General features: G+C 63.2%; 10 protein-coding genes. 5 read left to right on the forward strand and 5 right to left on the reverse strand.

Annotation, left to right across the window (positions count from 1 at the left end; genetic code table 11):
• The first annotated feature begins 27 nt into the window (after nt 1-27).
• Nucleotides 28-3639 (forward strand): hydantoinase B/oxoprolinase family protein, encoded by a 3612-nt coding sequence (locus CO667_RS00145; protein ID WP_097616362.1) that lies wholly within the window; start codon nt 28-30, stop codon nt 3637-3639.
• A gap of 59 nt (nt 3640-3698) precedes the next feature.
• Here CO667_RS00145 and CO667_RS00150 read toward each other — a convergent pair whose 3' ends face one another.
• A complete protein-coding gene (locus CO667_RS00150) occupies nt 3699-4556 on the reverse strand; it encodes an SDR family oxidoreductase (protein WP_097616363.1) in 858 nt (285 codons plus the stop codon).
• Between the two features lie 115 nt (nt 4557-4671).
• Here CO667_RS00150 and CO667_RS00155 point away from each other — a divergent pair, with 115 nt between their 5' ends.
• The 3 genes from CO667_RS00155 (at nt 4672) to CO667_RS00165 (ending at nt 6342) form a co-directional block, all read left to right on the forward strand.
• Nucleotides 4672-4920 carry a type II toxin-antitoxin system prevent-host-death family antitoxin gene (locus CO667_RS00155; RefSeq protein ID WP_097616364.1) on the forward strand — a complete coding sequence of 83 codons (249 nt, stop codon included), beginning with the start codon at nt 4672-4674 and terminating at the stop codon, nt 4918-4920.
• The gene (locus tag CO667_RS00160) at nt 4920-5342 is read left to right on the forward strand and encodes a type II toxin-antitoxin system VapC family toxin (protein WP_097616365.1); all 423 of its coding nucleotides are present in this window, start codon (nt 4920-4922) and stop codon (nt 5340-5342) included. Before CO667_RS00155 ends, CO667_RS00160 begins: the two co-directional genes overlap by 1 nt.
• Nucleotides 5343-5502: 160 nt before the next feature.
• The gene (locus tag CO667_RS00165) at nt 5503-6342 is read left to right on the forward strand and encodes an IclR family transcriptional regulator (RefSeq protein WP_097616366.1); all 840 of its coding nucleotides are present in this window, start codon (nt 5503-5505) and stop codon (nt 6340-6342) included.
• A 22-nt stretch (nt 6343-6364) separates the two neighbouring features.
• Here the strand turns inward: CO667_RS00165 and CO667_RS00170 are convergent, their stop codons facing one another.
• Nucleotides 6365-7573 (reverse strand): amidohydrolase/deacetylase family metallohydrolase, encoded by a 1209-nt coding sequence (locus CO667_RS00170; RefSeq protein WP_097616866.1) that lies wholly within the window; start codon nt 7571-7573, stop codon nt 6365-6367.
• 236 nt (nt 7574-7809) lie between these two features.
• Nucleotides 7810-8679, reverse strand: a complete 870-nt coding sequence (locus CO667_RS00175) for a sigma-70 family RNA polymerase sigma factor (RefSeq protein ID WP_097616367.1) — start codon at nt 8677-8679, stop codon at nt 7810-7812.
• Nucleotides 8680-8805: 126 nt separating this feature from the next.
• Here CO667_RS00175 and CO667_RS00180 point away from each other — a divergent pair, with 126 nt between their 5' ends.
• On the forward strand, nt 8806-9264 hold the full coding sequence (locus tag CO667_RS00180) for a carboxymuconolactone decarboxylase family protein (protein WP_097616867.1): 459 nt from the start codon (nt 8806-8808) through the stop codon (nt 9262-9264).
• Between the two features lie 48 nt (nt 9265-9312).
• Here the strand turns inward: CO667_RS00180 and rhaI are convergent, their stop codons facing one another.
• Both rhaI and CO667_RS00190 read right to left on the reverse strand, forming a co-directional pair.
• Complete coding sequence (gene rhaI, locus CO667_RS00185; RefSeq protein ID WP_097616368.1) at nt 9313-10605, reverse strand: L-rhamnose catabolism isomerase; 1293 nt, start codon at nt 10603-10605, stop codon at nt 9313-9315.
• Between the two features lie 193 nt (nt 10606-10798).
• Nucleotides 10799-12895 (reverse strand): bifunctional rhamnulose-1-phosphate aldolase/short-chain dehydrogenase, encoded by a 2097-nt coding sequence (locus CO667_RS00190; protein WP_097616369.1) that lies wholly within the window; start codon nt 12893-12895, stop codon nt 10799-10801.
• Nucleotides 12896-12930: the final 35 nt, after the last annotated feature.

The raw sequence follows: 12930 nt of genomic DNA on the forward strand, positions 1-12930 counted from the left end.
ATTTTCAGATGAACAGGAGGCCGGACGATGGGCAGGCAGTGGGATTTCTGGGTCGATCGCGGCGGCACCTTCACTGATATCGTCGCACGCCGTCCGGACGGATCGTTGATCGCCCACAAGCTGCTTTCGGAAAATCCGGAAGCCTATCGCGATCCGGCCGTGCACGGCATCCGTGAACTGCTTGGCCTTAAGCCGGGCGAGCCGATCCCTCCCGACCTGATCGGTGCGGTGAAGATGGGAACGACGGTCGCCACCAATGCCCTGTTGGAACGCAAGGGCGATCCGACCCTTTTGGTGACGACGAAGGGTTTCCGCGATGCGCTGGAGATCGGCTATCAGGCCCGCGCCGATATCTTCGCCAAGAAGATCGTCAAGCCGGAACTGCTCTATGCCGACGTCATCGAGGCCGATGAGCGGGTGCTGGCGGACGGCACGGTCGAACGCCCGCTCGATGAGCACGCTCTGCGGCAGGCGCTCGAAGCCGCCTATGCCGGCGGCCTGCGCGCCGTCGCCATCGTCTTCATGCACGCCTATCGCTATCCCGAGCACGAGCAGCAGGCCGCCGCCATTGCCCGCGCGATCGGCTTCACGCAGATCTCGCCCTCGCACTTGGTTTCGCCGCTGATCAAGCTCGTCGGCCGCGGCGATACCGCCGTCGTCGATGCCTATCTGTCTCCGGTTCTCCGGCGCTATGTCGATCAGGTCGCCGCCGAGCTCGGCGCTGCCGAGGGAAAAGGCCCGAAGCTGATGTTCATGCAGTCCTCCGGCGGGCTGACCGACGCGCATCTCTTCCAGGGCAAGGACGCGATCCTGTCAGGCCCTGCCGGCGGTGTGGTCGGCGCGGTCGAGGTCTCGCGCATTGCCGGTTTCGACCGAATAATCGGCTTCGACATGGGCGGCACATCGACCGATGTCTCGCATTACGACGGTGAACTGGAACGCGCCTTCGAGACGGAGGTGGCCGGCGTGCGGATGCGCGCGCCGATGATGAAGATCCACACCGTCGCCGCCGGCGGCGGCTCGATCCTGAATTATGATGGCTCGCGTTTCCGCGTCGGCCCGGATTCAGCCGGTGCGACGCCCGGCCCGAAATCCTATCGCCGCGGCGGCCCGCTTGCCGTCACCGATGCCAACATCATGACCGGCAAGCTGCTGCCGGATTTCTTCCCGGAAATCTTCGGGCCAGAACAGGACCAGCCGCTCGATGCCGAGGCGGTGCGCACCGCCTTTGCCGAGATGGCGCAGACGATCGGTGGCGGGCGGACGGCGGAAGACGTCGCCGACGGCTTCCTTGCCATCGCCGTCGAGAACATGGCCAATGCCATCAAGAAAATCTCCGTCCAGCGCGGCTATGACGTTTCGGACTATGCGCTCACCTGCTTCGGCGGCGCCGGCGGCCAGCATGCCTGCCTCGTTGCCGACAGCCTCGGCATGAAGACGGTGCTGATCCACCCCTTCTCCGGCATCCTTTCGGCCTATGGCATGGGACTTGCCGATATCCGTGCCACGCGTCAGCGCGCGGTCCTGACCGAACTCGCCACGGCGTTGACGACAATCGGTGCCGTCAGGGGTGAACTGGAAGAGGAGGTGCGTGGGGAATTGACGCTGCAGGGCGTCGAGGCTGCCGATCTGGAGATCGTCGCCCGACTGCACCTGCAATATAAGGGCACCGACACGGCCCTGCCCGTCGCCTTCGGGCCGCAGGAAGAGATGGCACAGGCCTTCGCCGTCGCCCACAAAAAACAGTTCGGCTTCATCTTCGACGACCGACCTGTTGTCGTCGATTCCATCGAAGTGGAGGGCATCGGCGGCGGTGCCGACATCGAGGAAACCGACATACGGGCAGAAGCCTTCGAGCCGGAAGCGCTGCGCAGCACCCGCTTCTATTCCGGCGGAGCATGGCATGAGGCCGGCATCTTCAAGCGCGGCGCGCTGAAGCCGGGCGCTGTTCTCAAGGGGCCTGCCCTGATCATCGAACCGCACCAGACGATCGTCGTCGAGGCCGGCTGGCAGGCAAAGCTTACCGGCCACGACCATATCGTTCTCAGCCGCGAGGTCGCACTGTCCCGCAATGCCGCGATCGGCACCAGCGCCGACCCCGTCATGCTCGAGGTCTTCAACAACCTCTTCATGGCGATCGCCGAGCAGATGGGCGTGACGCTGCAGAACACCGCCCATTCGGTCAATATCAAGGAGCGGCTCGATTTCTCCTGCGCCGTCTTCGACCGTACCGGCGCGCTCGTCGCCAATGCGCCGCACATGCCGGTGCATCTGGGCTCCATGGACCGTTCGGTCGAAACGATCATCCGCCTCAATGAAGGCCGCATCCGCCCGGGCGACGTCTTCGCGCTCAACGCGCCCTATAATGGCGGCACGCATCTGCCCGACATCACCGTCGTCACGCCGGTTTTCGACGATGCCGGAGAGGTCATCCTCTTCTACGTTGCTTCGCGCGGCCATCACGCCGATATCGGCGGCAAGGCGCCGGGCTCGATGACGCCGCGGGCGACTGTTGTCGACGAGGAAGGTGTGCTGATCGACAATTTCCTGCTGGTCGACCAGGGCCGTTTCCGCGAAGCCGATTTCGCGGCGATGCTGATCGACCATCCCTACCCCGCCCGCAATCCGGCTCAGAACCTTGCCGACGTCAAGGCGCAGATCGCCGCCAACGAGAAGGGTGTGCACGAATTGCGCAAGATGGTCGCCCATTTCGGCCTCGACGTCGTCGAAGCCTATATGGGCCACGTCCAGGACAATGCCGAAGAGAGCGTTCGCCGGGTCATCGCCCGCCTGAGCGACAGCGAATTCACCTATCCCACCGATCAGGGCGCCGTCATCAAGGTGAAGATTACCGTCGACAGGAAGGCGCGTGAAGCGACGGTCGATTTCACCGGCACGAGCGCCCAGCAGCCGACCAATTTCAATGCGCCGGAACCGGTAACGCGCGCCGCCGTGCTCTACGTCTTCCGCGTCATGGTCGAGCAGCCGATCCCGATGAATGCCGGCTGCCTGCGGCCGATCCGCATCATCGTGCCAGACGGGTCGATGCTGCGCCCGGCCTATCCGGCCGCCGTCGTCGCCGGCAATGTCGAGACCAGCCAGCATGTGACGAACGCGCTGTTCGGCGCGCTCGGAACGCTGGCGGCGGCCCAGGGCTCGATGAACAACCTGACCTTCGGCAACGCCATCTATCAATATTACGAGACGATCTGCGCCGGCGGCCCGGCCGGTCTGCTCAACGACGGCACCGGCTTCAGCGGCGCCGACGGCGTCCACAGCCACATGACCAATTCGCGGCTGACCGATCCCGAAGTGCTGGAATTCCGCTTTCCGGTCGTGCTCGAGGATTTCCATATCCGCCGCGGCTCCGGCGGCAAGGGGCAATATATGTCCGGCGGCGGCACCGAACGCACCATCCGCTTCCTGGAGACGATGGATTGCAGCATCCTCTCCTCGCATCGCACGATCCGGCCTTTCGGCCTGTGCGGCGGGGAAGACGGGCAATTGGGGAAAACCGAGATCCGTCGCGGCGACGGCACGATCGAAAGGCTGGAAGGCTGCGACCAGGCAATGCTCGCCGCCGGCGACGCCGTGATCGTCACGACGCCGACCGGCGGTGGCTACGGCGAACCGGTGTAGCTCCTTGTTCTATGCCTGTCGTTATCCCGGAACTGCTGCACACCTCCGGGCGACATGCACTAAATAATCGGCTTGCCGCCGGTGACGGCGATTGTCGTGCCGGAGACATAGCTCGACAAGGGATCGGCCAGCATCACATAGGCCGTGGCAAGCTCGGCCGGCTGGCCCGGCCTCTTCATCGGCACCTGCTTGCCGAAATTGCTGACGCTCTCTTCCGGCAGCGTCGACGGGATGAGCGGCGTCCAGATCGGGCCAGGGGCCACGGCATTGGCGCGAATGCCTTTCTCGGCCAGAAGCTGGGCAAGGCCGGCGGTGAAATTCTGGATCGCGCCCTTGGTCGTCGCATAGGCAAGCAGCGTCGGGTTCGGACTGTCGGCATTGATTGAGGCCGTGTTGATGATGGCGCTGCCGGGCTTCATATGGGCGACGGCCGCCTTGGTCAGGTAGAACATCGCATGGATATTGACCTTGAAGGTCAGTTCCCATTCCTCGTCGCTGATCTCGTCGATGCTCTTGAAGCTCGCCTGATGCGCGGCATTGTTGACGAGAATGTCGATACCGCCGAACTCCTTGACCGCCGTCTCGACGATCTGCCGGCAGAGAGCCGGATCCTGGATATCGCCGCTGACCAGGACCGCCCTGCGCCCGGCCTGCTCGACGAGCCGCTTCGTCTCATCGGCATCCTCATCCTCGTCGAGATAGGAGATCACCAGATCGGCGCCTTCCCGAGCATAGGCGATCGCCACAGCCCGGCCGATGCCGCTATCGCCGCCGGTGATGATCGCCCGCTTGCCTTTCAGCCTCTCGGAGCCGCGATAGCTCTCCTCACCGTGATCGGGAACAGGGTCCATCCGCGCGGTAAGACCGGGCATCGGCTGCTGTTGCGACGGGAAAGGCGGTTTCGGATAATTCGTCATGATTGCCTCCTGGGTTCAGGAGCAAACTCAGGCTATGGCTTGTTGTTCCGGCTGTATTGCGGCAGATCCATTTTCGGATTAAAGTGACCAGAAAACTGGTCATAAAGGACGTCTCGTGGCAAGTGTCAACCTGGCGGAAGCCAAGGCCCATCTCAGCGAACTGCTCAATCGCGTCGAAGCCGGCGAGACCGTCGAGATATTGCGGCATGGCAAGCCGGTGGCGCAACTCGTCCCCGTGAAGACGCCGAAGAAACCGATCGATGTCGAGCGGCTGAGAGCTTTAACCGCCTCGATGAAGCCGCCCGCCGAACCGGTCGATTCCGCCACCTTCATCCGCGATCTGCGCGACACCGACCGTTATTGATGTTTTACATCGACACATCAGTTCTCATCGCCGCCGGGACGATCGAAAGCCGCACGGAGGACGCGCAAAAATGGCTGGCGGAGTTTGCCTCCGAAGCGATGGCCGTCAGCGGCTGGACGATCACCGAATTTTCGAGTGCCATCGCACTCAAAACAAGAAACGGGCAGATCGATCCCGCCGACCGCGGCAAGGCGTTGGCGATGTTTAGGGAATTGTGCTCGACGACGTTCGAGCTTCTGTCGATTTCGCGTGCGCACTTCATCGATGCGGCCCGCATGACCGATCAATTCGGGATCGGTCTTCGCGCCGGCAATGCTCTCCACCTCGCTATCGCGATCAGCAGCGACGCCACACTGATCACGCTGGACAAGGGGCTGGCAAAAGCCTGCGGCATCGTCGGCGCGCGTCATCGGTTGTTATGAAGCTGAAGATACTGACGGATGGATGCCCGCAATCAAGCAGCTCTCGAGGATTCCCCCGCGGCAGCATCCGCCCTCACGATCAACCTACAAAATGTTGCGATTTGCCACAGCGACCGCTATGCCATAGTAATGTAACATGATCGCAGTTTTAACGAGGTACGTGGAATTGGACGGAAAGACATCACCCACAGCTTACTCCGAAGATGAGGGCCTTGGCGGCGAGGCCGGTGGCAAGGGTGCGCGCCGCGCGCGCGTCAGCGGCATCGACCGGGCGCTTCAGGTGATCGATCATCTCTATGAGACCGGATCGCCGGCCGGCGTCTATGCGATCGCCAAGGCGGTGAAAGCGCCGCTGTCGACCGTTTATGTCATCGTCGACGATCTCGTCGAGAAAAACATGCTGACCCGCCAGGCGGACGGCTCGATCTGGCTCGGCGCGCGGCTCTACCATTACGGCCTCGCCTATGCCCGATCGCTGGATTTCATGAGCATCGCCACCCACGAAATGCACGATCTCTGCCGCCAGGCCGGCGAAACGGTGCAGGTCTGCGGCCGCGACGGCGATTATATGCTGGTGCTGGCGATGGCCGACGGCCCGAGCCACTTCCAGGTGGCATCGCGCGTCGGAACCCGGGTGCCGCTGAACTGGACGGCGTCAGGCCGCCTGCTCGTCGGCCACCTGGCCGAGGAGGAGCGCATCGAACTGTTCAAGCGCTGCGCCCGCTCGTCACCGACCGGCCGCGCCGAGATCGATCCCGGCACCCTGTCGGAATCGGCCGGCAAGGCCTTCGAGGCGCGCCTGTCGATTCAGGCGGGGGAATCGGATTATGCGGTTGCCTGCATCGCCTCGCCGATCTGCGATCGCGACGGCCAGTGCGTCGCCACCATTTCCATCGTGCTGCCGGAGCAGAAGGCCTTTTCCGACGAAAACCACTATACGGCGCATGTGCGCAGTTCGGCGGAGCGGATCGAAAAGCTGATGGGTTGGCGCAACCGTTGAGCGTTGCACTCCTCAGCTGACCTTAGCGGTAGGAATAACCGTGGCTATGGCGCACCAGCTTGCGCGCCCGCGGCACGTAGCGGCTGGCGGCGAAAGCATCGGCGCCGATCACCGCATAGCGCGGCTCGAACAGCTTGTTGAGAACAGAGACGTCGCCATTCGAATCCGTCGCCTCGAGCTCGGAATCGACGAGGTCGAAGATCGTGAATTCGGCCTGTGCGCCCACAGTAAGCCGGTTCTCCATCGACAGCTTGATGACGGATGCCGGCGCATGGGTGACGGCCTCCACCACCTTGTCGAAGGGCATGCCGACGCAAAGCAGCTTCGACATCGTCGTCGCCAGGTCCCAGACCGGGAAGTTCATCGAATGGCCGTGCAGGTCAGTCGAAATCGAGAACGGCAGCAGCCCGCGCGCGATCGCCGCTTCGGCGACCTTGAAGGAGAAGGAGGCGCCGCCGTGGCCGATGTCGAGGCGGATGCCCTCGGAGGCGCAGCGCTCGGCAAGATAGAAAAGGTCCTCGTCCTCCATGATGCTCGAACCGGCCTTGCCGTTGAAGCAGTGGGTGACGACGTCGCCGGGGCCGAGAATCTCCAGCACCTCGTCATAAAGCGCCGGCGGTTCGCCGACATGCACCATCATCGGCACTTTCAGGATCTTGGCGATCTTCTTGCCGAGCTTGACCGGGGTGACGCCCCAGGAGCCGGTGATGACATGGCTGGCGCGCACCTTGATGCCGACGATGTGGTCGCTGTTTTCGGCATAGACTTCGAGGATGCGGTCGAGATCGATATCTCTTATATCCCTGAGTTCCGCGACACGGTTGCAGGCGACGAGGCCGATCGAGCCGAGGTTCAGGAAGGCTTTGATGCGCTCGCGCGCAGGCTCGATGATATATTCGCGGAAGCCATGGAAATTCGCCTCGCCGGCCGAACCGGCATCGACCAGCGTGGTGACGCCGCGCTGGACGCCGCATTCGGACGGGCGGATGGAAATGTCGGTGCCGCCGTGCCAGATATGCACATGCAGGTCGATCCAGCCGGGCGAGACGAAGGCGCCCTTGCCGTCGATGCGCGTCACATCCTGGGAAACGGCGAGCGAAGCCCCGATCTCAGCGATCCTGCCGTCGCCACCGACGAGGATGTCGACCGTTCCGTCCGGCGTGCCGGCGCCAAAAGCCACAGGTCTGACAGTGGCGAGCAGGAGCGGTTTCTTCGCCTCGTCCCCGGACATGATATGCATTCCTTTCGAAGTCTTGGATGTGAATCGTTCCGCGCCCGGTGGCGATCCGTTGGCTGGCCTTTATGGAGGATATGGAAGCGCACCATCTCCAATGCTTCCATAATTGCGTAATGATGATCTTTATAACAGAATAAAAGCGGCAGCGTCTCTGTCAAGAGAAATGACGTATGATGACCACGCAAAACACCGGAGGGGGCGCTGATTCCGAAGCGCGCCCTCCAGAGCGTTCAGTCGGGAAAGACGGAATAGTCGACGTGCGCGAGATGGTCCGGATCGGCGAAGGCGTCGATCGCCAGGATCTTGCCGTCGGCGATGGTGAGCGCCACGACGACACGCAGCGCTCCCTCGACCCGCACGATATAACCGACTTCGCCATCGACGAGTGCGGCTTCCGCTGCCCGTGCCCGGCCCTTGAAAAGCTCGGCAACATCGAGGGCGCCACGAGTTTCGCCGACTTTTCCAAATCCCGCCGCCGTCGCATCCGGCCGGAAGACGACGTCGGGGGCGAGCACGGCGATCAGCGCCTCCAGATCGCCGTTGCGCGATGCGGCGAGGAAAGCCTCGGCGATCGTCCGCTTGCGGTCGAAATCGACATCCGGCGTCTCGTCCGTGCCCTGCACCCGACGGCGAGCGCGGCTTGCAAGCTGCCTTGTGGCGGCGGATGAACGGCCGATGATCGGGGCGATTTCGTCGAAGGGCAGATCGAACATGTCATGCAGCACGAAGGCGACACGTTCGGCCGGCGCCAGCGTTTGCAGCACGACGAGCAGCGCCACGCCGACCGATTCGGCGAAGGCTGCCTCGCGCTCCGGATCGCTTGCCGGATCGGCGATCGCGCCGTGGACCGGCATCTCCAGCGGCTCCTCGCGCCGGGTCTTGCGGGCACGCAGCATGTCGAGGCAGATGCGCGCCACGACCGTCGTCAGCCAGCCGCCGAGATTGCCGACATCGGTCGTATCGGTGCGGCTCAGCCGCAGCCAGGCCTCCTGAACGGCATCCTCCGCCTCGCTGCGCGAGCCGAGCATGCGGTAGGCGGCGGCCCTCAGATGCCCCCGGTTCGCTTCGAATTCATCGGCCAGCCATTTTTTCTCGTCCATCCGTCACATTCCTTCGCTGTGTTCCGTCAAGCCACTGACGAATGAAACCCGGCCGATGTGACAGCGCCGGCGAATCGTCGAACCGTAAACGCATCAAGGAGGCTTATCATGCAGGAAAAATTGGTCATGCAGGAGAGAATGGGAAATCCCGCCCTCGTCCTTCCCGCGGCCATGCAGGCGCTGAATGCTCTTGCCAAGGTGCCGGCTGAGACCGGCCTTTCAGCGAAGCTGCTGGAACTCGTCAATCTGCGCGCCAGCCAGATCAACGGCTGCAGCGTCTGTATCGACGGTCATCCCCGCATCGCCAAGAAGCTCGGCGAGACCAATGAACGGCTTTTCGCCGTCAGCGCCTGGCGCGACACGCCCTATTTCAGCGGTGCCGAGCGGGCAGCGCTTGCGCTGACCGAGGCGGTAACCCGCGTCAGCGACCGCGCCGACCCCGTGCCGGACGAAATCTGGGACGAGGCGACCCGGCACTATGACGGCAGGAGCCTTGCGGCCCTCGTCATCGCCATCGCCAACATCAATGTCTGGAACCGGCTGAACATCGCCACCCGGCAGATCGCCGGCGCCTGGAAGCCGTGAGCGACGATTGCCGGCAGCGCAGCACCCTGCGCTGCCGGCAACTTAGTCTCAAATAATACCACCGCCGCCGGCAACCGAAGCCGGCCGTTCGGCCGCTACTTTGTTGCGGTAACCGCTCGCACGATAGACGGCGATCGGATCGATCGCGCCGCCGGCCCGGCGGCGGGCTTCGGCCAGGATCGGCTCGACATCGGCGCGATAGGCGCGCTTCAGCGTTTCCGAGGCCATCAGCGCGTCATTGTCCTGCTGATAACCATCGAGCGCCTTGCGATCGACGAGCAGCGCCTGCGCATAGGCGCGGCGGATTTCGTTGGCGCTGTTGATCAGGCTTTCGATCGGGTCGGTGACATTGTGCGACTGGTCGATCATATGGGCCGGGTTGAAGTCGTTGACCCCACGCTGCTCGGCATCGACCAGCTCGTTGAAGACCAGGAACAGCCGGTAGGGATCGATCGCGCCGGCATCGAGATCGTCATCGCCATATTTCGAATCATTGAAGTGGAAACCGCCGAGCTTGCCGAACTGGATCAGCCGGGCGACGATCATCTCGATATTGGTGTTCGGCGCATGGTGGCCGAGATCGACGAGGCAATGGGCCTTGGGGCCGAGCGTCTGGGCGATCAGGTAATTGGTGCCCCAGTCCTGCACGATCGTCGAATAGAAGGCCGGCTCGTACATCTTGTGCTCGGAGAACAGCTTCCAATCGTCGGGCAGCGCCTTGTAGATATCGGTCATCGAGGCGAGGTAACGCTCGAATGCCTTGGTGAAATTGCTCTGGCCGGGGAAGTTCGAGCCGTCGCCGATCCAGACCGTCAGCGCCTTGGAGCCGAGCGCCTTACCGATCTCGATGCACTCGAGATTGTGTTCGACCGCCTGCGCCCGTGTCGCCGCGTCGGTGTGGCTGAGCGAACCGTATTTGTAGGAATGGGCCTGGCCCGGCGCATCGGAAAAGGTGTTGGAGTTCATCGCATCGAAGCCGAGGCCGAGCGCGTCGCCCTTGGCCCTCAACTCCCGTGCATCTGCCTTGTCCCAGGGAATATGCAGCGAGACATTCGGCGTTGCCTGCGTCAGCTGGTTGATGACGGCGCAATCATCGAGCTTGTCGAAAATACCGCGCGGCTCGCCGGTGCCGGGGAAGCGGGCAAAGCGCGTGCCGCCGGTGCCGACCCCCCAGGAGGGAACGGCGACGAAGAATTCCGCGACCCTGCGGGTGACAACCTCGATATCGACGCCGCGGCGCGCAAGTGTGGCGCCCAGCGCCTCGTAATCGGCTTTCAGCGCCCCTGCCCGCTTGTCGTTTTCGCTCGCGACCAGATCCTGCGCGATCCTGAACTCGGCCATGTCTTCCTCCCAATTGTTTCTTTCTTCCCTTCTCCCCAGCGGGGAGAAGGTGGCCCGAAGGGTCGGATGAGGGGGCGGCACGGCAAGACGCGATTGTCCTTCGCTTCCTGCTCAGAACACGCATCGCTTCGCTCCGCGTCCCCCTCATCTGCCTGCCGGCATCTTCTCCCCGCTGGGGAGAAGAGACCAAGCCTCACCGCGTAAAGCTCTGCACGTTGCCGGCATCGACGTTGATGATGTTGCCGGTCGATTTTGCCGAAAGGTCCGATGCGAGGAAATAGATCGCCTCGGCGATATCTTCCGGAAATACATTGAGTTTCAGCATCGAACGCTTGCGGTAATGTTCCTCGAGATCATCGACCTCGATCTTCGACGACGCCGCGCGCTGCTCGCGCCATTCACCGCTCCAGATCTTCGAACCGCGCAGCACCGCGTCCGGGTTGACGGTGTTGACGCGGATGCCGGCATCAGCCCCTTCCAGCGCCAGGCAGCGGGCGAGATGGATTTCGGCGGCCTTGGCCGTGCAATAGGCAGACGCATTCGGCGAGGCGGCAAGACCGTTTTTCGAGGCGACGAAGACGATGTTGCCGCCGAGCGCCTGGCGGCGGAACAGGCGGAAAGCTTCGCGCGAAACGAGGAAATAGCCGGTCGCCAGAATATCGATATTGCGGTTCCAGGTCGAAAGCTCGGTGGCTTCGATCGGCGCGGAAGAGGCAATGCCGGCATTCGAGACGAGGATATCGATGCCGCCGAATTCGACCGAGGCTTCCGAGAAGGAGGCGATCACCGCATCTTCCTTGGTGACGTCGAGCCGAACGCTGCGCACGGCGTCGGTGCCGTATTTCTTGACGAAATCGGCTTCGGTGGCTTCGAGCGCCGCCTGGTCGATATCGGCAAGCACCACGCAGGCGCCCTCGCCGACGAGGCGGGCGGCCGTCGCCCGGCCGATGCCGCCGGCGCCGCCGGTGACGAAGGCGACGCGGCCGGCAAGGCTCTTCGGCTTCGGCATGCGCTGGAGCTTGGCCTCTTCGAGCAGCCAGTATTCGATATCGAAGGCTTCCTGCTCCGGCAGGCCCTGATATTCCGAGACCGTCGAGGCGCCACGCATGACGTTGATAGCGTTGACGTAGAATTCGCTGGCGATGCGGGCGGTCGCCTTGTCGCGGGCAAAGGACAGCATGCCGACGCCGGGAACGAGGAAGATGACGGGATTGGCATCGCGCATGGCCGGCGAATTGTCATGCTTGCAGTCGTTGTAATAGCGGGCGTAGTCGGCGCGGTAATCTTCCAACGCCTGGTCGAGGCCGGCGACGATCGCGTCGACATCGGGCTTGGCCGGATCGAAATCGACGATCAGCGGGCGGATCTTGGTGCGCAGGAAATGGTCGGGGCAGCTGGTGCCGAGCGCGCCGAGCGGGCGCAAATCCCTAGAATTGACGAATTCGAGCACGGCGTCCTGATCGTCGAAATGGCCGAGCTTGCGCTCCTGCTTGCCGATGCGGCCGCGGATCTCCGGCATCAGCCGGGCGGCGATGGCGCGGCGCTCGGCAACGGCCAGGCTCTGCGCGAGCGCGCCGCCGAAAATCGTCTTTCCCTCGGTCTGTTCGGCAAACCAGACGATCGCCTTGTTGATGATTTCGAGCGTCAGCTCGTAGCAGGCCTTGGCGTCATCAGCCCAGGTGAAGAGACCGTGGCTTTCGAGCACGACGCCCTTGGCATTCGGGTTTGCCTTGACGAAGGCTTCGAGATCGAGGCCGAGCTGGAAGCCCGGACGGCGCCAGGGCAGCCAGCCGATCTCGTCACCGAAGATCTGCTGCGTCAATTCCCGGGAATTCTTCGATGCGGCGATCGCGATGATCGCATCGGGATGCATGTGATCGACATGGGTGAAAGGCACGAAACCGTGCAGTGGCGTGTCGATCGAGGCGGCGCGGGCATTCAGGTTGAAGGTGCAGTGCGGCAGGAAGCCGACCATGCGGTCCTCGTCCTCGACACCCCTGTAGATGCCTTTCAGCGAGTCCAGCTTATGCTGGTAGAGTGTGGCGAAACCGTCGAGCTTGATCGTGCCGACATCGCCGCCGGAGCCCTTGACCCAGAGCACCTTCACCTTGCCGCCGTCCAGCGGATCGGTTTCCATCACCTTCGCCGAGGTGTTGCCGCCGCCGTAATTGGTGATGCGCTTGTCGGCGCCAAGCAGGTTGGAGCGATAGAGCAGCTTGCCGGGCTCGTCGAGGCCTGCCGCGTAACCATCATCCCACCGGTTTTCCAGAAGCCGGACGTTCGCCGCCATGTCATCCTCCCATACAGGCTTGTGAGGCGCAGCGA

Origin of the sequence: Rhizobium sp. L43 (assembly GCF_002531725.1) — a bacterium.
In the GTDB taxonomy this organism is placed as follows: Bacteria; Pseudomonadota; Alphaproteobacteria; order Rhizobiales; family Rhizobiaceae; genus Rhizobium.

Bases quoted from the DNA above. Each gene is read 5' to 3' on its own strand.
- CO667_RS00190 (WP_097616369.1), bottom strand. From the start codon at position 12,895: ATGGCGGCGAACGTCCGGCTTCTGGAAAACCGGTGGGATGATGGTTAC.
- CO667_RS00160 (WP_097616365.1), top strand. From the start codon at position 4,920: ATGTTTTACATCGACACATCAGTTCTCATCGCCGCCGGGACGATCGAA.
- CO667_RS00150 (WP_097616363.1), bottom strand. From the start codon at position 4,556: ATGACGAATTATCCGAAACCGCCTTTCCCGTCGCAACAGCAGCCGATG.
- CO667_RS00175 (WP_097616367.1), bottom strand. From the start codon at position 8,679: ATGGACGAGAAAAAATGGCTGGCCGATGAATTCGAAGCGAACCGGGGG.
- CO667_RS00170 (WP_097616866.1), bottom strand. From the start codon at position 7,573: ATGTCCGGGGACGAGGCGAAGAAACCGCTCCTGCTCGCCACTGTCAGA.
- CO667_RS00180 (WP_097616867.1), top strand. From the start codon at position 8,806: ATGCAGGAGAGAATGGGAAATCCCGCCCTCGTCCTTCCCGCGGCCATG.
- rhaI (WP_097616368.1), bottom strand. From the start codon at position 10,605: ATGGCCGAGTTCAGGATCGCGCAGGATCTGGTCGCGAGCGAAAACGAC.
- CO667_RS00145 (WP_097616362.1), top strand. From the start codon at position 28: ATGGGCAGGCAGTGGGATTTCTGGGTCGATCGCGGCGGCACCTTCACT.